Raw genomic sequence first — 20,181 nt, forward strand, 5'->3', positions numbered from 1 at the left:
GGGGTGGGCCGCCGCAAGCACAAGCTAATATAAACCGGCTCCAATGCCTATGGTGCTCGCGGAACGCCTGACGGGCAGTCTAGGCCATCGGGACTAATTGCTGCGCTTTCATTCTGCCAGTAGCGTGTAGGCCTGGTCATTTAGCCCACCTTTGTGCCCAGATTGGTCGGCACGCTCACCGTCACCGGTGCTTGGTAACTTGATCGTGCCGACCTCCCTTTTGATACATGAACCGATGCCCCTGTGCGGTAAACGAAGTAGGCCCGCCGCTGAGGACACAACTACAGCGGCGGGCCTTGCTTTCGAGACCTGGCCCGGGGTTGGAAGCCAAGCTGCAAACCCAACTTCGATTTCAGAAACAAAAATTTAACGCTTCCCGGCTTTTGCAGGTAGGCCCGCCGCTGAGATCACAGCGACAGGCCCTGCACCAGAGCTTGGACTTGAGGGAGGGAGTGTTCTCACACCAAGCACATTCCGAACTTCGCTTGCGGATGCATGTTCCTCAGGTCAGTGCGAAAAATTTGTGACCCACCCCGTGGCAATTGATCAGCATTGGCCATGGGGGTGCCCAACAAAATGAGGGACAGCATCGTCGCTGCAGCGCCGACGCGTTTCACTCCTCGCGGAATGCTCGCTGGATCTGATCGGCCAGAGGCTTGATGAGATAGGACAGCATCGTGCGGCTGCTGGTCGAGAAGAACACCTCGACGGGCATGCCGGGCGTCAGGGTCAGTCCACTGAGTCTGGTAAGTTCCGTGCGCGGCAAGACGATATGCACGGTGTAATAGCCGGCGCCGCTTCGCTCGTCGGTGCTGAGATCGGCAGAGATCTTGCTGACGGTCCCGTTGAGCTCAGGCGTGGTGCGCTGATTGAAGGCCGAAAGCCGCAGCGTTGCCGACTGCCCCTGTTTCAGCTGATCAATATCCTGCGGGGCGACGCGGGCTTCGACGGTCAGTCGGTCCGCGACCGGCACGATGAGCATGATCGGTTCGCCCGCAGTGATGACACCCCCAATCGTATGTACGGCAAGCTGAAGGACGACGCCGGCCTGCGGGCTGCGAATGTCGATGCGCTTGAGCTGGTCCTCGGCCGATACCTTACGTTCGATGAGTTCCGAGAGTTTCGCCTGGACCTCGCGCAGTTCGGTGGCGACTCCACTGCGCAGATCCTGATCGATCTGGATGATTTGCAGGCGGATTTCCGACGTGTGGCCTTTCGACTGCGCTATTGCCGCGGTCAGCTGCCCATGTTCAGCCTCCAGCCGCACGGCCTCGCGCTCGAGGGCGGTGATGCGATCGATCGAGACCAGCTTGCGCTTCCATAGTGTGCGCATGCCCCCCAGCTCGGTTCCGATCAGCTTGATTTCCTGACTCTTGGCGTCTCTTTGCTCGGTCAGGCCGGAGACTTCTTCCGCGAGCTGGGAGATACGTTCCGCCAACTGCGCCTTCTGGCCGGCGCGTGCCTGCCGACGGAACTCGAAGAGCGACCGCTCTCCGGCCATTGTGCCGCTAACATCCGGATCGTCCCGACGAGACGTCAGCGACGGCGGAAAACCAATGGCGTCAGCTCCGTCGCGCTCGGCCTCGAGACGTGCCAGGCGGGCGTCGAGTTCATCCGCGCTCTTGGTGACAATGGCCAGATTGGCGCGGCTGACGGTTTCATCGAGATGAATCAAGACCTGTCCCGCTTGCACGGCATCGCCTTCGTGCACGAAGATCTGGCCGACCACGCCGCCGGTTGGATGCTGCACCTTTTTGACGCTGGAATCGACAACCAGCTTCCCCGAGGCAATGACTGCGCCAGAGAGGTCGGTCACCGCGGCAAGGCTGCCCGCTCCACCGACCAGAAGGATGGAGGTCGCAACGCCGCCAAGCAGATAACGTCGAATGGCCCGGTCGATCACCGATGTCGCCCTCACTGGCATCAGAGCGCCGCCTCTTCAGGGCTTGAGACAACTTTCAAAGGAACACTGATGGGACGGGTCACCTTGGTCATGATCTCATTCTTCGGGCCAAAGGCCTGAATGCTGCCGTTCGTCATGACAAGGATCTGGTCAAGACTTTGCAACGCGCTCGGCCGATGGGCCACCACGATGGCCATGCCGCCCCTGTCGCGCACGCCCTGGATCGCCGCCGTCAAAGCGGCTTCTCCGTCGGCATCGAGATTGGAATTCGGCTCGTCGAGTATGACAAGAAACGGATCGCCATAGAGAGCACGCGCCAAGGCGACCCTCTGTCTCTGGCCCGCCGAAAGCGCCGACCCGGCCTCGCCAATGCGCGTTTCATAACCTTCAGGAAGATGGACCACCAGATCATGAACACCGGCGGCGCGCGCGGCGGTCAGTATTTTGTTCGAGGGGGGCTGGGGTTCGAAGCGAGCTATGTTCTCGGCAATGGTGCCGTCGAACAGCTCGACATCCTGCGGCAGATAGCCGATGTGCTTGCCGAGGTCTTCCGACGACCACTGGTCGAGCGTCGCACCGTCCAGCCTGACGGTACCGCGCACTGGCAGCCAGACACCGGCGATCGCTCTGACGAGCGAGGATTTTCCCGAGGCGCTCGGACCGATGATGCCGAGGCCAGCGCCCTTTTCCAGCACGAAGCCCGCATCCTGGACGACAAGGCGGCGCTCGCCCGGCGGCGCCACACTGATGCCCTCTACCGAGAGGCGAAACGACGGTGGCGGAAGCGAGACACTTGTTGCTGCCTCGGGCAGCAGCCCCAGAAGGTGGGTGAGGCGCGTCCAGGCCTGGCGGGCGCTGACGAAGCTCTTCCAATGCGCGATCGCGAGTTCGATCGGTGCCAGCGCCCGGCTCATCATGATCGAGCTGGCAATCATGATGCCGCCCGTCGCCTCCTGATGGATGACGAGCCAGGCGCCGATCGCCAGGATGCCGGATTGAAGCATCATGCGCACGACTTTCGAAATCGTTCCGAGCGTCCCCGCCAAATCGCTCGCCTTGGCATTCGTCTTGAGATAGTCGGCGTTGACGGCAGACCAACGATCGGCAATGCGTGGACCAAAACCCATTGCCTGAAGCACCTCGACGTTGCGGCGCGTCGCCTCCGCCAGCGTGTTGCGCGCAGCGGCCTGGCTGTTGGCACGTTTCGCGGGCTCCCGGGTGCGCAGTTCCGCCAGCAAGGTCAGGGCAAACAGAATGATGGCGCCCAATAACGCGGTCATGCCGATCCAGAAATGGAACAGGAAGCAGATTGCAAGATAAAGCGGCATCCAGGGCAGGTCGAACAGCGCGGTCGGCCCAGCGCTCGACAGGAACGATCGGACCTGATCGAGGTCCCGCAATGACTGCAAGCCATCACCGGGGAGCTTCGTACGCAACGGCAGACGCATCAGTGCGGTGTAGACCTGCCCGCTGAGCCGCGCATCGAGCGCCATGCCGATACGCACCAGCAGCCGCGATCGGATCAGCTCGAGAGCGCCCTGAAAGAGGAACAGCGTGCCCGCAAACACGCAAAGGCCGACCAGCGTCGGCACGCTGCGGCCGGGGATGACGCGATCGTAGACCTGCAGCATGAAGAACGAGCCGGTCAACGCCAGGACGTTGATGATTCCGCTCATCAAGGCGATGCCGGCGAATGCCCGGCGAAAGGAAGCCAACACTGCCGTGAGCGTCGTTCGCGGCGGCTCAGATGGATGGGAGTGAAACATCGTCCTTCACCTCGGGCCCAGCGCGGCGGCAAGCGGCAATGAACGCGTTCGAGACCAGTTGTTGAAGGATGTCGGTTTCACTCCTTCTTCCAGCATGGCACCTAGATGAACCAATCATTCAGCGCGTAAGCATGGACATAGTCGACATGCATTTCAGAAGGGGTGGCAAGCCCGTCGGCGGGCGCTCCCGCCATGCCGCCGACAGCCTGGTCGACCAGCATATACATTGGCTTGTGCATGTCGGCAGGCGTTGGTGCACGGGCAACTTCGACATCGTCGAAATACCAAACCAGTTCGCTTGGGGTCCAAAGCACCCCATATTTGTGGAACCCGGCGGTATCCGCTGCGTATACGGTCGAGGTCACTTTTGTATGAGACCCCGTCGCGTTCGAGTGGCTGGTCAGGGTAAGCTTGTTGGGATCCTGGCCGACCATCTCCACGGCGTCCAGTTCCGGTGGCCAGGATCCATCCGCCGGAAGAAGCCAGAAGGCCGGCCATGCACCCTGCTTTTCGGGCATGTCGGCTCGAATTTCGAAATATCCGTAGGTCTGTGCGAAAGAATGGTAGGTCGTCAGCAGGCCTGACGTGTAATCATAGTTGTTTATGTAGGGCTTGATCGCGTCGGGAGCCCGGGCGGCAGTAATGGTGAGAACACCGTCCTGGACGCTGAACGGATTGACGGAACTCGTGGGGGCGTAGCTGGCGTCGAGATACCACTGAAGCTCGCCGTTGGTGGTAAGCGTGCTGCCGTTCGGAGCACCCCACCAGAAGTTCGTATCCCAGGTCCCGGTCGAACCACTGTGCAGGTTCAGCGTGTTGAACTCGTCGGAAAAAGTAAGCGTCAGGTGCGATCGATCCAGGGCGAGATCGAACTGGTTGGCGCTGAACTGGTCGATGGTCTTGTTTGCGAAGACGAGAAACTCGGTTGGCGACAGGGTGAGTCGGACGTCGGTTCCCGACTGGACCATATTGGCGTGCACCTGGTCGAAGGAGGTGAAGCCGTAGCCCCCGACGCGTACGGTATCGTCGGCGCCGAAGTCGAGAATAAGGTCGCTGCCATTGCCTGGATTGACGACAAAAATGTCCGCGCCGGAACCTCCCTTGAGAACATCGTCGCCCTTCAAACTGTCGAGCGTCTGCTGGCCGGAACCACCGACAATAATATTGTTCAGAGCGTTTCCGAAGGCATATTGTTTATCGCCCGTGACCGTCAGATTCTCAAAATTCGACGGCAGCCTGTAGCTCATCCAGGTCGAGATCGTATCGATGCCCTCGTTGGGCAGCTCCACCGCTTTGTTTTTCGCGGAGTACAGGTAGTAAATATCGTCGCCCTTGCCCCCATACATCGTGACGCTGACGCTGCCGTCGCCATACAGCGAATCGTTATAGATACTGCCGTAGAGGGCCGGGCCCGAATTCGTCGCCGAGTACCACTTTGCGGAAGACCCACTATAGGGGAGCGGAACGCCCTTGGCATTGGTTACGGTCGCCATTTTGCTCACAGCTCCGTTGGTTTGATCCAAGCCCTAACACAATGGAAGGCAAAAGGAGCCGATAGGTTTTGTCTTCCAACTTAGGAGGGTTACCAAAGGGTAAATGCGGAGGGGCCGACGTGTCTGTCTGGCCATCGGAGGGAATTGAAAGTGTCTCAGGCGGCGCACTCAAACCACAATGAAGGCGTCGGAAGGGCGGCGAACCTGCGCCTAAATCGGTTGTCTCGATTATGCGGAGATTTGCTGAGCGCTGACATGGACCTGAAGATAATACCACCGACTGCAATCGCGGATACATCCAGATGACGCCCTTCTGGGAGCGACGTCACGCAGCAAAAGGAGCCGCGGCTAAGACATCCCGTCAACAGCCAACGGTCTGATGATAGACATGTTATGCCGAGTTTTGTCTGTCAGCCTGTAAATGTGCTCGGACCCGCCTGCATTTGAACAACTGCCCCCCCTGTGCGATAGCGGGACCGGAACCTCAAGGCATGTGGAGAGTTGTCCAGCAGCCCAACTGAGGTTCAAGCCATGGCGCGACAAGATGCCAATCCCGGCGCTGCCGGGCAGCCGAAATGCCTTCACAACGGGGTAACACCGGCGCGGCAGAAAGCCTCGGGAGCAGAAACATTATTAACCAGCATTCCAAGTATGTCGGAGCCATAAAGGGCGGCAGGCAAGCCGGGGAATATATGCAGGACGAAGATCCATGAACGTCGCCAACCTCCAGTTAGAAGGTTTGCTTATGGCGGTCGCGGCCGTCAATAACGCCTTGGTCCGCAGAGGCCTTCTCTCGGTCGATGATATCGACATGGCGTTGAAAAACGCGGAAGCCTCGTTCACGGTTGATGAGCGCCTCTTCGAGGATATGTCGCCGGCTAACCGCGACGCAGTGTGTTTCCCTTTGCGTCTTTTGCGGCTGGCTAACACCAAGCAGTTCGAAGCGAGTGTGCCACCGTTTTCCGAGCTGGCCAGGCAGGTGGGGATCACCAAGCAGCCTAACAACGACGAGATGTGAGGGAGGAAGGTCGACCTGGGCGGGTGGCCTCGAAAGACTTGATGAACGATGACCCTGTAGATTCGCTCGCCAACGCAATTCGCCATCGCAGCGCAATTCTGTTTGTTGGGGCAGGGGTGTCGATCAGTGTTGGACTACCCTCCTGGGAGAAGCTGATAGAGCGGATGGCAAAGGAGCTCGGCGTCGACGACGAATTTTCCACGCGACGCGATCGTTTTCAAACCCTGGCCGAGTATTATCGGATCAAGCATGGCAGCATCGGGCCACTTCGCAGTTGGATGGACAGAAACTGGTCCGTCCCTAAGGACCGGATCGAGAGATCCGAGTTGCATCGTCTCATCGTGGGGCTCGACTTCCCTGTCATCTACACAACTAACTATGACCGGAACCTAGAACTGGCTTATGAGATACACGGTCGGGACTACGTGAAAGTGGCCAATGCACGCGATGTAGCGCAGGCCCGCCAAGGCATTACCCACATCGTCAAGTTCCATGGGGATTTCGACGAGGATTCTTCTCTCGTCCTCACCGAAACGGACTACCTCGATCGCCTCTCCTTCAATTCTCCGCTGGACGTGCGTTTTCGCTCGGATGCACTCGGCAGCACGATCCTCTTCATTGGCTATAGCCTTTCCGACCCAAACATTCGGTTGCTGTTGCACCGTCTCTGGCAGACGTGGCATCGGTCCGGCTACGAGAAAGATCGCCCGCCCTCGTTCATCTTCATGACCAGCCGAAACCCTGTGGAGGAGGCCGTTCTTGGGCGTTGGGGCATTTCGGTCGTCGTCGGCGAAATCGACGAGCCGCAAGCTGCTTTGATCGATTTCCTCAGCCGGCTGGCGGAAATAGTTGGGGATGGGGAACTGTCGCCAAACAGCGAGCAACAGGAACAATCGGGGTAAACGGCAGTTCGGCGGGCTTTCAATGAACGGCCCCATGGCAGAGAATTCCGTCCGGAATTCAACGTTCAATTTCGGCCCTCAACATCTTGCCGTACATGACGTGCTTCGCCTGGCTCTTGAGTTAAATGGAGATGTCGTTGGATGGCTCGACCTGCATGTCGGGATGCTGAATCGCGGCGCGGAGAAACTGACGAAATACTACCTCAAAGCACTGCCTTACTTCGACACCGGTAAAGCCTAAACCTCAATGCGCGTTGCGCCGAGCTTCGGCGCAACGCGCGATCTCTTATTGGCAAATGACTCTACCGACCGATCAACGCTTGGCGTTCTCACTCTCCGACTCGGCCCGCGCGAGGAACTGTTCGGTTGTCGCTGGAATATGGCTTTTCAGCCAGTCCGCCATCGCGACTTCCTCACGCAGGTTCTCTTCGCAGACCTGGGCGACCTCTGCTTCACCCAGCGATTTGGCAGCGGCGATAAGGATTGTATAGGAGGCGATTTCCATGTGCTCGAACGTGTAGCTTGCAAGCGATCCTTTCATCACTTCGTCACCGGCGAAGACCCCACTGAGCGACTGCGCCATTGCCGTCAGCTTGCCGCCGGCATCCTTCAGTGTGGAAGATCCTTGTCCGATGCGGTCGAGACAGGTTTCCAGCCGAGCAGCCTGCTGTCTGGTCTCCTGAATGTGCTGGCGAATCCGCTCGCTGAGCTCAGGATAGTTCTCAATTCGGTTCAGCTGGCCATTCAACATGGTTTCGGCCTGCTCCTCCATGGCGTGAGCATCCCTGAGCCATTGGACAAGCCATTCGCGCGCTTCTGACATTTCATATCTCCTTGATGGGTCGGCCAGAACTTTCAAAGGGAGATATTGTTCCTCATCGGTCAAGCTGCGGAGTCAGCCTTATTGCAGGCTTTTGCAGGGTCGGCGCTGCAAGCGGGCCCCTGGCAGTAGGAGAGAATACGGGCGACGGGCATGGTCGCGGTGCCCGCGTCGGCAAAACGCATTTCTGCAGAAATGACGAAGCTGCTGCCTGTCGCGGGTTTCCACGATGGATGATCCAAGGAAGAGTTTCGCGTCGGCCCGTATTCTGATGCCCACGCTGCCATGTGGGGCTAAGCTGTATCTCGCCCGAGCGGCTTCGCATTTTACCGTTCGTTTGCGAAATCAACCCGTAGCTGATGCCGCGTCCAGGGACGAGGCATGTTCACCTGCGGAGATATTATCTCACGAACGGATCGCAATGGAACGACAGGGCATTTCGGAGATTGGTAAGGAAGTTTTCGCAGCTAAGGAAATGAGCCATGACTTCTTCAGACAATTCTTCGGCTGGTATATCATCCCGCCCCGAAAAATCGGGCGGCAGGACCCCGCTAAAGCCGGCGACACCTTCACCGGCCGCAGAGAAAATCTCCGGAGCAGGCCCTGCGATCGCCGAGCATTCCAAAGACGCCAAGGCGCCCAGAGGCGGTCGTCAGCCTGGGGCTTATGTCAAGGATTAGACGGCCGAGCTGCGTTGAGTTTCGGCTGCCCGCTACAGTCGAAGGAGGTTCTTATGCAGATGATGGGAATTGTCGTCAGCCGAGACCAGGCTCCGATCGTGGAATTCCGCGGAGAGGGAGGCGAGAGTATTACAGTGACCCTGCAGGCCGGGCACAATCTTGCCAACGACGAACTCATTGCAAAGGCCAAGGCTATGATGATTCAAGTCGCTCAGTTCGGGACGGACCAAGTCAAAAGTTCAGTCACGTCTGATGGGTCGCCAACCGATGAGGTTATGGAATCCGAACTGTCGAGATAGCTTAGCTCAGTGCCGGGTTGCAAGGCTAGCGGTTCTATTGCGGCGAGCGTGTTTGTCATCAGCCAGATGGCGATCAGCGGTCAAGGCCGGGGAGGCGAACAACCACCTCCGGGGCAGCCTTGCCCAACGGAGCGGGCAATACTTAGATACAGGGCGACCGAAGTCGCCGGATGGCTGGAGCCAGCACCGCGCAGACGAATTGTCATGATCATGAGCCGTAGCCCTTGCTGATTGGAAAGTGACGGCATGGCGGAACTTCGGATCGCCGCCGCGCTTAACCAGGCGGAGGAGTTATCAGATGAACGCGACCAAAGAGTTTTTTGAAAACTGGCTGCAGGAGAATGTCGACACTCTTGCTGGCGAAGAGGTGAGCTTCGCCGAGTTGGCCCAGCAATTCGAGCAGGATGCCGAAGCGGCCGGTTATGGTCGCCAGGTGCGTGAGGACGAGCTCGGAAACATTGAAGACGCGATCGAGCAAGCGCTAAAGAATGCCGGGACTGAGATGCATGGTAGCGTTGACGGAGAGGCCGGCGATGTGGCCGTCATGGAGGCGCTGGAGGTCGAAGATGCCAAAAGCGGGCCATAGCCTTCACCAGATTAGCTCTATTCGTTTGTCGAAGTTGCCGGGGTAGCCATGGAGCAGTTTCGCAAGGACATGGCCGCCTTGGCAGAGCCGGCTTTCTGGGTGACGATAGGTTTGCTTCTGGTCCCGTATGCGCTTGGAACCGTGCTCCTCGTTTGGACCTGCGGCTGCCTATAAGCTTGACGGCTCTAACGCTCAATTCCCTACAATACCCCAGCTAATGCGCTTGCGGGGATCCTGTGCTGCAGCAAAGATCTGAACGATCTCGTCGCCAGGAAAATTCATCGTCGACACCAAGCTCCTTTGCTCCCGGTAACAAAATCGCACCGCTGCGGCTGACAGATTTTTCGAGAGGGGAGAAGGCCGCCGTTCATGTGCAGGCGCCGACGCTATCTGAGCTCTCAAAGTTCCAGCCACGGCCCTCCATCACAATGCTCCGATCACACGCCTGAGCACCCGCGCGTTCCTTACATCCGAAAATAGCCCAGCAGCTTGCGAGCTGCCTGGGAACACTTCCGCCATTTCGAAGTTCGACCCGCATAGGAGAACCGAGATGGCCATCTCACAAGCGGACAACGACAACCACCTGCGCAAGAAGCCGGCTCATGGAGGCAAAATCTCGCCCGAGGGGACGATAGACCAGGTTAGAGCACGACCCAGGTATAAAATGGCACTGCGGGCGACAAGAGTTAAGGCGAGGCGCTGAGATGCCGCGGACCAATGATAACGGTCGCAACGAGAAGACCACATCAGCTGCAGCAATCATTGTCGACAAGGAACGTGCTGAGCGCGCCGCCAAGACGGCGCGGTTGAAGGAAGCGCGCCTCGCACAAGCCATCACGCCCGGTCCCATCCAACGCAAGCCGCGTATCACCAAAAAAATTCGCAGGATTTTTGTTGCTGGCTAGGAGGTGCCGTGACTCGCAATCATGACAAGGAAAGATACGACCGCGCCAAGCGTATCAGCCAAGAGATGCTGGACGCTGAACGCGCGCAACGCGCCGAGAAGACGGCGCGGCTGAGACAAGCAAGGCTTGCACAGCGTCAGGTGGAGTCGTCGCCGGCGCAGCCGCAAACTCATCGCAAACCCAACCAAGCTCTCAAAAAAGAAGCCGTGAGGTGATTGAAGTATTTTAGGCTCTCCACATCCTTGCGGAACACTTGGAAGAAACGTGACCAGTCCAGGCGACGAGCGCCGCTCGGATGGCGAGCAATCGCGGGGACTTCTGCATCTCCGCATCCTCGCCATTATTAAAGCTGGGAGCGAAACCTGCTCGCAAAGTAGTCGGTGACCTTTTCGCTTATCGGACGCGCTTGCCATTCTTCCAGACTGACCTGCCTTGATCGCTTCAGGTCCTCGTTGAAAACGTCTATTTGCGTCCGCGCAAATACCAAGCCGTAGACATTCAGACTGGCCTCATCGTTGAGGCGCGAGGAACGCTCATCCAAATTAGCCGAGCCAAAGCTCACCCAGACGTCGTCGACGATCAAAAGCTTCGGATGGTACATTGTGGGTTGAAACTCAAAGATGCGCACCCCGGCCTTGAGCAATTCGCCCCAGAAGTAACGTGAACCCTTTCGCACTATAGGCACATCCGTCAGCCAATTGGGAACGATGACATCGACCGAGACGCCTCGCCTCCTTGCATCAAGAATCTGCTGCAGGGCTATGTCGTCCGGCACGAAGTAGGCCATGCCGATACGCAGATGATCCTTGGCCGCGGCTATTGCCGACAACATCATCAGCTCCATGTTCTCCGAGCCGTTTGGCTGCGAAGAAAGTATTAGCTGGGCATCGAGCTCACCAGCGGGCGCAACTGCAGGGTAGAACTTCCCGCCCTGCAATGCCTCGCCGGTCGTCTCCAGCCAGTTTTCGGCGAACGCCGCCTGGAATGCGGCCACGGCGGGTCCTTCGATCCGGTAATGCGTGTCGCGCCATTCATTTGAGTTGCGTGCGTTCCCGCGCCAATTGTCGGCGATGCCGACCCCGCCAGTGAAAGCGACCCGGCCATCGACGATCAGCAGCTTGCGATGAGTGCGGTTGTTTGCACGGTCCAACGTATACCAGCGTAGCGGCCGATAGCGTTCGAACCTCACACCGGCCGTGGTCATGATGTGGATCAAGTCCTCGTCGAAGGGAAGGCTGCCAACCCAGTCGACGTTCACGCGGACTTCGACGCCTTCGCTGGCCTTCGCCGCCAATGCGATCGCGAACTCGTAGCCGATGGCTCCTGACCAATAGATATATGTCTCCATGTCGACGCTGGATCGAGCCGCCCCGATTGCTTGCAGCATTGACGGGAATATTTCGTCCCCGTTGATGAAAGTTTGGACCGCATTGGAACCGAACATCTGCCCCTGCGAATAGCTGCTCATCGTCTTGGAAAATTGGGGATCGGTAGCGTCGAACCGATGGGGGACAATTGATTGTAGAACGCGCGGCTCTGGATCGAGATTGATGATCAGCACCGTGAGCAGGCTGGCGATGGTGGCAATGGCCAGATAGATGAGCACCTTTCGCCAAAGCTCAATGCCGGAGGTCTTCATGCGGGCGCCTGACGCAACGGAGCCGAAAGGCTGCACGTCAATCGCCCCGCTGCTGGCGATGGCGATGTTTTTCGATCTCCTCGGGCTCTTGATCGTCGATCCGCGTGATGTTTGAAGCCGCGTCATCTGGCCGCAGAATCTCGTCAAGCTTGGCGTGGATCGCTTGAGTGTCGCGGTGCTCCGCGCGCTGAATGGACAGCGTCATCGCCCAGGTAAACAATGTAGCGGCTCCATGCCAATCCAAGCTCTGTCGCTCGAAAATCATCCAAAGGATTGCATAGGCCAGCAACACCAGGAACGCAGCGGGACGGGAAGTCAGTGTGCCGATTGAGGTAAGGGCGCTCGTGATCGGATGATTTGCCATTCCAAAGAACTCGCGGCAGTGCCCCTGGTTCCCGCGAGGCATCATACCGGCCCGTCGTGGCCTACGTAACGGTACAGTGGCTTATGGGTCGGCCGCTTGAGTACACCGCCTCTGGGCGACCTTTACTTTCGATCGAGCACCTTTCGGACCTTCTCGGCCAACTCGTCGATCGTGTAGGGTTTGGTCAAAAGCTCTGTCCCAAAATCGAGCGTGCCATTGTGAACAATCGCGTTTCGCGCGTAGCCGGTGGTGTAGAGCACCTTCAGTGATGGGTGCGATGTCCTGAGTTTGTCCACCAGTTCGCGGCCTGACATTTCCGGCATGACCACATCGGTGAACAGAAGCGAAGGCACTTGCCCGCTCTCCACGGCGGCAAGTGCGTCTCGTGGCCCCGACATTTCCAGGACGGAATAGCCCAGTTCACGCAGCGCTTCTGCGGCCATCAGGCGGACACGATCTTCATCCTCGACGATCATGATGACCTCGTCTGAACGTCCCGGGTGCTCCCCCGCCAACGTGGCGCTCGGGCTGTCAGGAACGCCGCCATACGACCGAGGTAGATAAATCTTCAAGGTGGTTCCGACACTGACTTCGGAATAGATCTTGACGCTGCCGCCGGACTGACGAACAAATCCATATACTTGGCTAAGTCCCAACCCGGTACCCTTGCCGACCCCCTTTGTGGTGAAGAACGGATCGAAGGCTCTTGCCAGCACGTCCGCAGTCATGCCCGTTCCGGTATCGGTGACCGCTATCATCACAAACTGGCCCGAGGAGATTGCGTTTTCTCTCGCATACCGATCGTCAATGTGGGCGTTAGACGTTTCAATCGTCAGCTTTCCGCCGGCGGGCATGGCATCGCGTGCGTTGACGCAAAGGTTGAGCAATGCGCTTTCCAATTGCCCTGCATCGGCCTCCACATGCCACAGCGCAGCGGCGAGCACCGTCTCGATTGCTATGGTCTCTCCAAGCGTTCGGCTCAGCAGTTCGCTCATGCCGGAGACGAGTCGATTAGGGTTCAGGCGCGTCGGTGCCAAGGGCTGCTGGCGGGAGAAGGCAAGCAGCCGCTTGGTAAGTTCCGCAGCGCGTTGTGCCCCATCGATTGCACCGGTGACGAAGTGGTTGACGTTCGTGTCGCCGTTTCGGAGCTTGCGCTGCACGAGATTCAAACCGCCAATGATGACAGCCAGCATATTGTTGAAGTCGTGGGCGATGCCACCGGTAAGCTGTCCCACGGCCTCCATCTTCTGCGCCTGGCGCAGGTGCTCTTCTGCTCGGATGCGTTCGGCAACTTCCTCTGCCACACGTTGCTCAAGTGTGGCATTGAGTGTCTGCAGCGCTTTGAACAGACGGGAGTTGTCGATTGCCGTGGCGGCATGGCCGGCTAGCCCCAGCAAGGCTGTCTCATGCTCTGCGGCAAAGACACCGCGACCGGAATGTCCGAAGAACAGGCCACCCAGCACTTCGCCCGATCGCGAAATGACCGGCACGGCAAGATAGGATCGCACGGGAAGATGGCCTTTCGGCATTCCCTTCCTCGGCGGATTTTTTCCATAGCGCGGATCCATGAGGATATCATCGGAACGCACCACACCGGTCCCGCGAAAAGTAGGCTCGAACACCGCCGTGTTGCGTGGCATGGGGAAGTTTTCGAAAGCGGAGCGTGGCGCTCCCGACAGCGCGTAGAGCATATAGCTATCGCCCTTGTCATTGAGGACATTGTAGAAAAAAGCTCCGAATTGCGCGCCTGACAGCGCCACGCCGGCGTCGGTGACAATCTGGACAATGCGGTCCACGTCCAGCTCGGCTGCCACGGCGGCGGCAGTCGCATTCATCATCTGAAGCTGGTTCTCCACCCGCTTTCGCGCGGTAATGTCGATGACGGTGCCGATGAAACGCACCGCGCGTCCGTACCGGAAAAGAGATTCGCCCGTTGCAGCTATCCAACGCTCCTTTCCATCGCGCAGCCCGACCGTCCGATATTCGATGTCGTAACGGGAAGACTCGCCCGGCGCGAGCGCCTGACGTACGGCCTCATCCGCCCGTTCACGGTCTTCTGGATGGAGACCCGCCAAGAACGCGCTCTCATATGTCACCTCCGCCTCAGGTGGCAGGCCGAAGAGAGCTTTGCATCGGTCGTCCCAACGCAGCACCCTTGTGATGGGATCATAGTCCCACGTTCCGATAGCGGCCGCATCGGTCGCTAGCCTTAGCCGCTCCTCGCTGGCTCGGGCAGCCTGTTCCGAGCGGACGCGCTCGATGTGAGCCCATGACCGCTCCGTCACCTCCGCCAGCAAGGACAGTTCGCGCTGCGACCAGACGCGGCGCTGCTTGTCGTGAACGGCCATTAGCGCAGCCAGCCGGCCTTGCTTGACCAAGGGCATGCAGATCGTTGCCGTTATGCCGATGTCCTGAAAGGTCTGTGCTTCCTCGGGTGCAATTTCCTCGAGATTGTTGTTGATGACGAGCGGCCGATTGGCGGTCAAATTGCCAACAGCGAGACGACCGAAATCGGCAAGACTGTAGTATCCCCTGATGCTAGGCGAGCCAGGAGCGCTCCAGTCGCCGCGAATAGTGAAGTGGTCCTGGTCCGGCTCCATGTCGGCATAGGCGCAAATCGAAACGCCAAGATGTTCGCCAAGTAGACGGGTGGTGACCTCCATGACAGCGTCGGCATCTGTCGCCGGGGAGATCTCTCTGCCGAGGCAGTCCAGAAAGGCGAGGCGCTCGGAGTTTTCACGCAAGGCCTTCTCCGCACGAAGCCGTTCAATTGCTGTGCGCGTCCGGTCAGCCACTTCCGAAATCAGTGCAACCTCGGCTGGCGTCCAGTGTCTTGGCTCGGAGTGATTAAGGTACAGTAACGCAACCAACCCGCCGTGCTCTGTGACCGGCATGTTGATGACGGATTGGGCGCTGATTGCTTTGAGAGCCTCGGCATGGTCGTGGGTTCGCGGGTCTGTCTCGGCATTCTCGAAGACGACCGTCTCGCCTCGTTTCAAATCATCGACATAGGAACCGTAGTCCCTGAAATTCAGAGTTCCGGCCAGACTTCGGATTCCCGGCGCGTTCCAGTCTCTGTCGATGACTATCGTTTCTTTCTCGAGATCGATCGTGCCATATCCGGCTCGACTGATGCCAAAATGCTTACCAAGCAATTCCGCTGCCGCGAATGCCAGTTCGGCAGGATCATCGATCTCCCGAATCCTGTCACCCAACCCCGCCAAAAGCTCGAAGCGCTGCACTTCAGACAAACGATCGCGTGACGTCACTCCATTTCGCCCCCGGTCAGTTGGACTAGATAATGCGGTCAGTCGCGAAGAGTTCCAGGCGCCGAACAATAGGTCGGGGGCTAAGCCGCCGACGCATTTGCGAAGAAACTTGCGTCAGCGAAGGCCAAGTCATATGCGCCCTGAACGGATCAACGATGCGCAGTGCATCATAGTTTAATGACACCTGCTGGGCTGTGCCGCATAAAGCCATCGTCAGCGGCTGTGTAACGGGCTCCGCTGCTTGGGAGCAATCCCCCTATAGCCGAATAGGAGCACCTGAATGCTTAGCCGACCAACCCGGACGAATACGGAAGCTCTCTACCCCAGTGACCTGAACATCCTTCGCGCGGCATTTGACGCGCTGTGCCAGGAATTTGCTATTTCGCCTGACACGGGGGCGGCCTATGCCGTCGCAAGAGAGCTGATCAGGCTGTTCCAAACAGGGATAACGGAAGCGGCCACGCTGATGATTGCCGTGCGCGCACGTTGGCGGGACGATTGGGAGATGGGAGGCGGCAACGCTGCCTGACGGTAGATGGTCATGCGAACACCGCCCGTTGCATCCTTTTCGACACCGCCGCGTTGAGCGTCAAACCTGCCAGAAATGTCCGATGCGCTGGCACAATGACTGGAGCGACTGATGCCGAAATTTCGCTTCGAGTTTATCGAAGGCATGTCGCAGCCTGCAATCTTCGCCGATATGGCTGACCGAGATGAGGCTGTCAGAGAAGCGAAGCGCGCTGCCAAGGAGGCCATGCTCGACGGAATTGTCGATGGCGTGGACCCGACCAGTTGGGTGACGAAGGTTTATGATGAGGCAGGCTATCTCGTCGCCACTCTCGGATTCCAGGATCTGGTCGCCGCGCCCAAGGATACGGAAGAGTTCAAGGAAACAGAGGAGCCCGGCGTCTTGCGGTCGGGTTGAAGCCCGGTGTCTACGCTGTCGCCATCGAGCCAGATGTCCCGAAAACCGCCCTTGGAACATAGCGCGAAACCAAATCGTTCGGCGGTGATGCGCCGCACTATGCACGACAGCCACGTCAGTCGACCGGTCGCCGAGACCGAAGATGTCCTGATCGTCGGAGGCGGGCCGGCGGGACTGACCGCCGCTCAATATCTTGCCCGTTTTCGCCATCGCGTGCTGGTGATCGATGCCGGCGATCCTCGTGCGGCCTTGATCCCAACGAGCCATAACTGTCCTGGCTTTCCCGAAGGGATAAGTGGAGCCGATATTCTGCATCGCCTTCGACGTCACGCCACCTTGTATGGAGCCACTCTGGTTGGAGGGCAGGTCTATTCCCTCGCCCCTGCCTATGGGGGGTTCGTCACTGAGACCTCGATCGGCGCAATCCGGACACGCAAGGTGTTTTTGGCGACAGGGATCACCGACACGACACCCGTCATTCCGGGTCTACGCGCGGCAATCACCGCAGGTGTCGTTCGACTCTGCCCTGTATGCGACGGGTATGAGGTGATCGACCGGAAGATAGCAGTCGTGGGGCAGGATGAGAGAGCCCTGCAGGAGGCCATTTTTCTCAGTCGTTTTACACCGCTCGTAACATTGCTGGCCACCGATGCATCTGCCTTCTCGCCCAGCACGCGTCGCGCGGCGAGCGGACGAGGGATACTCTCGACAGGCTCTGCCCGGCCGCCGACGCCTGCGAGGCGATTTTGAAAGACGGAACGTCGTATCGCTTCGATGCCATTTATCTGGCACTGGGGTGCAAGGTACATTCTCAACTCGCCGAGGCCGTTGGCGCAAGATGTTGTGAAGACGGCTATGTCACAGTCGACGAGCATCAGCAGACTTCCATCCACGGCATGTACGCCCTTGGTGACGTTGTCAAAGCATTGAACCAGATGGCCGTCGCTTTTGGACAGGCTGCCATTGCCGCGTCGCATGCCCATAGAGAGTTGGAGAGCGCCGAGTGGAGTGGATTTGCAGATCAGCCTTCTCAACGAACATGAAAACCACGCGGCTGATCGAGATGTTGGCTGCGTTGATCGCGCATATGAACGTTGCGATTCGGCCTACAAGGAGTTGCCGCAACTGGCCGAGAATGTCGATCCCCGAAAGGTCATGATACAGATCCAAGAGGTTTTCCGGGGATCAGGATAAACGCTTGACCGGACGGAGATGCCCGCGTCCTGCCTTTAACCGCGGGAGATGATCCCACCGACAGTTTACGGCCGCGGAACATTCACGGCGGTAAGAGGTTTGGCTGCAGGCCTACAATCCTCCCTCATTGTCTGGGCCTTGAGGCTGCCGAAGCAGCTTCGGCCCGTCTCGGCTTTGTCCGGGGCGGGGTTTCCATCTAGGAAGAGGCTTTCCGGATTTAGTTGAGGCAGATCACGCCGGTAAAAGGCCGTTGCTGCTGGAGCGGACGCCATTTTGTTTAGCTCCGAAATACGCGGAACGTTCGTTCTTTTCCAGCGTTAGCGCGCGCCTGTTCTGCGATCTCTTGCTGGCCGGCATCAGAGGCTGCAACCACAGCTTCAGCCCGCCTCGGCCCTCTTGAGACGTGTGGCGCACGGGAGTTGAGATGCGATGCATAGAGACGCCTTCACGCCATCAGAACTGCAGCTTTCTCGCTAACCGCTGGGAAGGTGATGATTAGTCTTCCTTCTTCAGAGCTTCCGCCTCGTCTTTGAGCTTCGGCCAATCGGCGCCATGCCTGCGAAGCAGCGTTCGCGCCTGCTTGGGGGCAATGTCCGTGAGCTCGACCAGATGTTCGACCTCAAGTTCCTGGCCTTTCGCTACCCGGCTTGCTTCGTTCGCTTTTCGTTGCACTTCGACAACCCACTGCTGAGACAACATGAACGAGCGCTGAGGGCGCGCGTTCCAGAACTGCAATAAAAATACGCGACACCGATTATCAGTCGGATTGGGCCAAGTACGAGACGGGCCTTGGCCTTCTGCTGTGCCTGCCCATTTCTCCATGTGGGGAACCGGAGCTTGCCTGTCGGTCGCAAATGGCGGCGGCATCTTCGTGCGACTGTCGCGGCGTTGGGTTTCCTCGCCGCTCATGACATTCGATGTGCCGGCGCTCGGCAGCTTTCTGACGCAGCAAGTCCGGTGAGCATGTCACCTCATCAACTTGATCTGAAGCGAGATGCTCAGCCTCAGAATCCTTTCGCCGTTTTCGTTCCGCACTTCAACAAACACTTGCTGCCCGTCCACCTCTGATAGTGCGTCTCTTGTAAGGTCGATGAGGCCCTCGAAGCCCGCGCGGCGCACCTCCTCCAAACCGGCACATTCGATGCCGATTTCATCCTCGGTGACCACATCGTGATCCCCACTATCAAAGAAAAATCGTGCCATCCGAGAGCTTCCGTCACTGCTAAACTGCAGGGTTCCTTTGGTGCAGGTAGGTCGTGTCGAAATCACCTGCATGAGTGAGGCCAGACCAATCGAGAGCATGCACTCTTGATCCTGTGGTGGCGATGAGGCCTCTACGTCGAAGTTCCTGAAGCATTCGGTTGACGTGGACTGTAGACAAGCCCAATGCATCGCCAAGGGCTGCTTGGGTAATGGGAAGATCCGCGACGTGATCCTGGATGCGTCCAACTGAGCGCAAGCGAAAAATCAGTTCGCACAAGATGTGAGCCATGCGCGTGTATGCCTCGCGTCTTCCCACATTAGTGACCCATTCCCTGTAAATCGCTGCATCGATTAGAGTCGACCGCCAAAAAGCCGTCGCGATTCGAGGATGCTGTTCGCAAATGGCGCGAAGAGCGTCATGTCGCATGAAGCCCAGTCTGGCTGCGGTGAGGGTCGTAAAATTGCAATCCATGACCGACAGATGCAGTCCGTGCAGATCCGGAATATCCCCAGCCACAAAGAAGGATGTAATCTGCCGTTTGCCGTCGCCGGTAAGTTTGGTGGAACCGAGCAGGCCATCCAAAACCACGAACGAACTAACAGGACGGTCACCCTCACGCACCAAGTCGTAGTTGGCCAGGAAATCCTTCTCCTGAATTTGGATGCCTTTCAAAACATCGATATCGCCCCCTCGGAGATCCGAGATGCTCTGGAGCTTGCGAATAAGTACATCCATGGATGAGGTGGGTGACAAATTGGCTACCTAGCTGATGTTGGTTATCGAACTTGCATTCGCTTCAAAAGTTCCGGGCACTCGTAAAGAGGCGCCGGACTGATGGTCGGCAGTTGGGAACTCAAGACGCGAACGCACCCAGGACCTTGGCCGGGGCCTAAGTGCCCAGCGGCAGAGGGTTGAGGGCTCCGTTCTGTTGGTGTGCGGCAAGCTCCGTGAGTATGCCGCACCCATAAGGGAGCCGCCCGAGCCACGCATTAACCTATGACATACGCTGGGTTCGAATTGTTGACGTTAATCAAGCAACTTATATCTGACCACAATCATCCTGCTGAAGCTCAACTTTCGCTGGCCGGGCTCCAACTTCGTTGAGCCCGCCAGCATTCCGCACAAGCCACAGGAAAGGCACAGGCCACAGGAAAGAAAGCGGCTGGCCAGAAGGGGGTGATAATTCCTTGGGCATCTCGCGGTGCGGCTGACAC

20 protein-coding genes and 1 pseudogene are annotated in these 20,181 nt (G+C 58.3%); 11 read left to right on the forward strand and 10 right to left on the reverse strand.

The window, feature by feature from the left end; genetic code table 11:
* Positions 1–613: 613 nt before the first annotated feature.
* The 3 genes from EOA16_RS12685 to EOA16_RS12695 all read right to left on the reverse strand — a co-directional run bounded on the left by EOA16_RS12685 (position 614) and on the right by EOA16_RS12695 (position 5,162).
* On the reverse strand, positions 614–1,924 hold the full coding sequence (locus EOA16_RS12685; protein WP_127258374.1) for an HlyD family type I secretion periplasmic adaptor subunit: 1,311 nt from the start codon (positions 1,922–1,924) through the stop codon (positions 614–616).
* Positions 1,924–3,669 carry a type I secretion system permease/ATPase gene (locus EOA16_RS12690; protein ID WP_127258376.1) on the reverse strand — a complete coding sequence of 582 codons (1,746 nt, stop codon included), beginning with the start codon at positions 3,667–3,669 and terminating at the stop codon, positions 1,924–1,926. Before EOA16_RS12690 ends, EOA16_RS12685 begins: the two co-directional genes overlap by 1 nt.
* Positions 3,670–3,770: 101 nt before the next feature.
* Positions 3,771–5,162: a family 16 glycosylhydrolase gene (locus tag EOA16_RS12695; protein WP_127258378.1), complete on the reverse strand. Its 1,392-nt coding sequence runs from the start codon at positions 5,160–5,162 to the stop codon at positions 3,771–3,773.
* A gap of 709 nt (positions 5,163–5,871) precedes the next feature.
* Here EOA16_RS12695 and EOA16_RS12700 point away from each other — a divergent pair.
* From EOA16_RS12700 to EOA16_RS12710, 3 genes and pseudogenes are all read left to right on the forward strand, one after another.
* On the forward strand, positions 5,872–6,180 hold the full coding sequence (locus EOA16_RS12700; RefSeq protein WP_127258380.1) for a hypothetical protein: 309 nt from the start codon (positions 5,872–5,874) through the stop codon (positions 6,178–6,180).
* Between the two features lie 41 nt (positions 6,181–6,221).
* Complete coding sequence (locus EOA16_RS12705; protein ID WP_127258382.1) at positions 6,222–7,082, forward strand: SIR2 family protein; 861 nt, start codon at positions 6,222–6,224, stop codon at positions 7,080–7,082.
* Positions 7,083–7,116: 34 nt separating this feature from the next.
* Positions 7,117–7,308 (forward strand): annotated as a pseudogene (locus tag EOA16_RS12710) (NADH-quinone oxidoreductase subunit D); the annotation flags it as partial.
* 87 nt (positions 7,309–7,395) lie between these two features.
* Here the strand turns inward: EOA16_RS12710 and EOA16_RS12715 are convergent.
* Positions 7,396–7,905, reverse strand: a complete 510-nt coding sequence (locus tag EOA16_RS12715; protein ID WP_127258386.1) for a DUF892 family protein — start codon at positions 7,903–7,905, stop codon at positions 7,396–7,398.
* 730 nt (positions 7,906–8,635) lie between these two features.
* Between EOA16_RS12715 and EOA16_RS12725 the strand changes: the two genes are divergently transcribed.
* The 4 genes from EOA16_RS12725 to EOA16_RS12745 all read left to right on the forward strand — a co-directional run bounded on the left by EOA16_RS12725 (position 8,636) and on the right by EOA16_RS12745 (position 10,587).
* On the forward strand, positions 8,636–8,881 hold the full coding sequence (locus EOA16_RS12725; protein WP_127258390.1) for a hypothetical protein: 246 nt from the start codon (positions 8,636–8,638) through the stop codon (positions 8,879–8,881).
* Positions 8,882–9,179: 298 nt separating this feature from the next.
* Positions 9,180–9,467, forward strand: coding sequence for a DUF768 domain-containing protein (locus EOA16_RS12730; RefSeq protein WP_127258392.1), 288 nt, complete (start codon positions 9,180–9,182; stop codon positions 9,465–9,467).
* A 704-nt stretch (positions 9,468–10,171) separates the two neighbouring features.
* On the forward strand, positions 10,172–10,372 hold the full coding sequence (locus EOA16_RS12740; RefSeq protein WP_127258394.1) for a hypothetical protein: 201 nt from the start codon (positions 10,172–10,174) through the stop codon (positions 10,370–10,372).
* Positions 10,373–10,380: 8 nt separating this feature from the next.
* A complete protein-coding gene (locus EOA16_RS12745) occupies positions 10,381–10,587 on the forward strand; it encodes a hypothetical protein (protein ID WP_127258396.1) in 207 nt (68 codons plus the stop codon).
* Positions 10,588–10,715: 128 nt separating this feature from the next.
* Here EOA16_RS12745 and EOA16_RS12750 read toward each other — a convergent pair whose 3' ends face one another.
* The 3 genes from EOA16_RS12750 to EOA16_RS12760 all read right to left on the reverse strand — a co-directional run bounded on the left by EOA16_RS12750 (position 10,716) and on the right by EOA16_RS12760 (position 15,644).
* Positions 10,716–12,011 carry a phospholipase D-like domain-containing protein gene (locus tag EOA16_RS12750; RefSeq protein WP_164754241.1) on the reverse strand — a complete coding sequence of 432 codons (1,296 nt, stop codon included), beginning with the start codon at positions 12,009–12,011 and terminating at the stop codon, positions 10,716–10,718.
* Positions 12,012–12,048: 37 nt separating this feature from the next.
* Positions 12,049–12,375, reverse strand: a complete 327-nt coding sequence (locus EOA16_RS12755; RefSeq protein ID WP_127258397.1) for a low affinity iron permease family protein — start codon at positions 12,373–12,375, stop codon at positions 12,049–12,051.
* A gap of 122 nt (positions 12,376–12,497) precedes the next feature.
* Entirely contained in the window at positions 12,498–15,644 is a 3,147-nt protein-coding gene (locus EOA16_RS12760; RefSeq protein ID WP_164754242.1) for a GAF domain-containing protein, read from the reverse strand.
* 280 nt (positions 15,645–15,924) lie between these two features.
* Here EOA16_RS12760 and EOA16_RS12765 point away from each other — a divergent pair, with 280 nt between their 5' ends.
* From EOA16_RS12765 to EOA16_RS33505, 4 genes are all read left to right on the forward strand, one after another.
* Positions 15,925–16,173 (forward strand): hypothetical protein, encoded by a 249-nt coding sequence (locus EOA16_RS12765; RefSeq protein WP_127258399.1) that lies wholly within the window; start codon positions 15,925–15,927, stop codon positions 16,171–16,173.
* Positions 16,174–16,284: 111 nt separating this feature from the next.
* Positions 16,285–16,569: a hypothetical protein gene (locus tag EOA16_RS12770; RefSeq protein ID WP_127258401.1), complete on the forward strand. Its 285-nt coding sequence runs from the start codon at positions 16,285–16,287 to the stop codon at positions 16,567–16,569.
* Between the two features lie 51 nt (positions 16,570–16,620).
* Positions 16,621–17,319 carry an NAD(P)/FAD-dependent oxidoreductase gene (locus tag EOA16_RS33500; RefSeq protein ID WP_281035853.1) on the forward strand — a complete coding sequence of 233 codons (699 nt, stop codon included), beginning with the start codon at positions 16,621–16,623 and terminating at the stop codon, positions 17,317–17,319.
* Complete coding sequence (locus EOA16_RS33505) at positions 17,316–17,612, forward strand: FAD-dependent oxidoreductase (protein ID WP_281035854.1); 297 nt, start codon at positions 17,316–17,318, stop codon at positions 17,610–17,612. Before EOA16_RS33500 ends, EOA16_RS33505 begins: the two co-directional genes overlap by 4 nt.
* A 646-nt stretch (positions 17,613–18,258) precedes the next feature.
* Here the strand turns inward: EOA16_RS33505 and EOA16_RS32610 are convergent.
* From EOA16_RS32610 to EOA16_RS12795, 3 genes are read right to left on the reverse strand one after another with little or no spacing between them, the layout of a single operon-like run.
* On the reverse strand, positions 18,259–18,672 hold the full coding sequence (locus EOA16_RS32610; protein ID WP_164754240.1) for a hypothetical protein: 414 nt from the start codon (positions 18,670–18,672) through the stop codon (positions 18,259–18,261).
* A 57-nt stretch (positions 18,673–18,729) separates the two neighbouring features.
* Positions 18,730–18,966 carry a hypothetical protein gene (locus tag EOA16_RS12790; protein WP_127258403.1) on the reverse strand — a complete coding sequence of 79 codons (237 nt, stop codon included), beginning with the start codon at positions 18,964–18,966 and terminating at the stop codon, positions 18,730–18,732.
* A gap of 19 nt (positions 18,967–18,985) precedes the next feature.
* Entirely contained in the window at positions 18,986–19,720 is a 735-nt protein-coding gene (locus tag EOA16_RS12795) for a Crp/Fnr family transcriptional regulator (protein WP_127258405.1), read from the reverse strand.
* Between the last annotated feature and the right edge of the window lie 461 nt (positions 19,721–20,181).

The sequence above is a fragment of the Mesorhizobium sp. M7A.F.Ca.US.008.03.1.1 genome, assembly GCF_003997495.1.
Lineage (GTDB): Bacteria > Pseudomonadota > Alphaproteobacteria > Rhizobiales > Rhizobiaceae > Mesorhizobium.

Excerpts from the sequence above, each read along its gene's own strand:
- EOA16_RS12685 (WP_127258374.1), bottom strand. The coding sequence starts at position 1,924 with ATGCCAGTGAGGGCGACATCGGTGATCGACCGGGCCATTCGACGTTAT.
- EOA16_RS12690 (WP_127258376.1), bottom strand. The coding sequence starts at position 3,669 with ATGTTTCACTCCCATCCATCTGAGCCGCCGCGAACGACGCTCACGGCA.
- EOA16_RS12695 (WP_127258378.1), bottom strand. The coding sequence starts at position 5,162 with ATGGCGACCGTAACCAATGCCAAGGGCGTTCCGCTCCCCTATAGTGGG.
- EOA16_RS12700 (WP_127258380.1), top strand. The coding sequence starts at position 5,872 with ATGAACGTCGCCAACCTCCAGTTAGAAGGTTTGCTTATGGCGGTCGCG.
- EOA16_RS12705 (WP_127258382.1), top strand. The coding sequence starts at position 6,222 with ATGAACGATGACCCTGTAGATTCGCTCGCCAACGCAATTCGCCATCGC.
- EOA16_RS12715 (WP_127258386.1), bottom strand. The coding sequence starts at position 7,905 with ATGTCAGAAGCGCGCGAATGGCTTGTCCAATGGCTCAGGGATGCTCAC.
- EOA16_RS12725 (WP_127258390.1), top strand. The coding sequence starts at position 8,636 with ATGCAGATGATGGGAATTGTCGTCAGCCGAGACCAGGCTCCGATCGTG.
- EOA16_RS12730 (WP_127258392.1), top strand. The coding sequence starts at position 9,180 with ATGAACGCGACCAAAGAGTTTTTTGAAAACTGGCTGCAGGAGAATGTC.
- EOA16_RS12740 (WP_127258394.1), top strand. The coding sequence starts at position 10,172 with ATGCCGCGGACCAATGATAACGGTCGCAACGAGAAGACCACATCAGCT.
- EOA16_RS12750 (WP_164754241.1), bottom strand. The coding sequence starts at position 12,011 with ATGAAGACCTCCGGCATTGAGCTTTGGCGAAAGGTGCTCATCTATCTG.
- EOA16_RS12755 (WP_127258397.1), bottom strand. The coding sequence starts at position 12,375 with ATGGCAAATCATCCGATCACGAGCGCCCTTACCTCAATCGGCACACTG.
- EOA16_RS12765 (WP_127258399.1), top strand. The coding sequence starts at position 15,925 with ATGCTTAGCCGACCAACCCGGACGAATACGGAAGCTCTCTACCCCAGT.
- EOA16_RS12770 (WP_127258401.1), top strand. The coding sequence starts at position 16,285 with ATGCCGAAATTTCGCTTCGAGTTTATCGAAGGCATGTCGCAGCCTGCA.
- EOA16_RS32610 (WP_164754240.1), bottom strand. The coding sequence starts at position 18,672 with ATGAGCGGCGAGGAAACCCAACGCCGCGACAGTCGCACGAAGATGCCG.
- EOA16_RS12790 (WP_127258403.1), bottom strand. The coding sequence starts at position 18,966 with ATGGCACGATTTTTCTTTGATAGTGGGGATCACGATGTGGTCACCGAG.